General features: G+C 55.9%; 1 protein-coding gene. It reads left to right on the top strand.

Going from position 1 to position 517, the window contains the following annotated elements; translation table 11 throughout:
* A partial coding sequence (locus S1OALGB6SA_RS06410; protein ID WP_503465878.1) for an NHL repeat-containing protein occupies nucleotides 1–517 on the top strand: 517 nt, incomplete at both ends.

Here is a 517-nt window from a genome sequence, read left to right as displayed (position 1 = left end):
GCAATGTCTATGTGGCAGATACTGGCAACCACCGCATCCGGAAGATCACGCCGGCGGGGATGGTAAGCACCTTTGCCGGCGATGGTAACACGACACAGTTTAACTGCCCCACCGGTGTGGCTGTGGACTCATCAGGCAATGTCTATGTGGCAGATCGTTACAACCACCGCATCCGGAAAATCACTTCGACGGGGGTGGTAAGCACCTTTGCCGGCACTGGCACGGCAGGTTATAAGGATGCCGCCGGCAACACGGCACGGTTTAATCGCCCCTACGGAGTGGCTGTGGACTCATCAGGCAATGTCTATGTGGCAGATTTTGACAACCACCGCATCCGGAAGATCACGCCAGCAGCTAGAATAGAAGATAGAAAGGTAAGCACCTTTGCCGGCAGCACGGCAGGTTATAAGGATGCCACCGGCAACACGGCACGGTTTAACTACCCCTCCGACGTGGCTGTGGACTCAGAGGGCAATGTCTATGTGGCAGACCATGTCAACCACCGCATCCGGAAGAT

This window comes from Olavius algarvensis spirochete endosymbiont (genome assembly GCA_900608495.1).
Classification (GTDB): domain Bacteria; phylum Spirochaetota; class Spirochaetia; order DSM-2461; family DSM-2461; genus UBA2779.
This window is presented reverse-complemented; position numbering and strand designations above follow the sequence as displayed.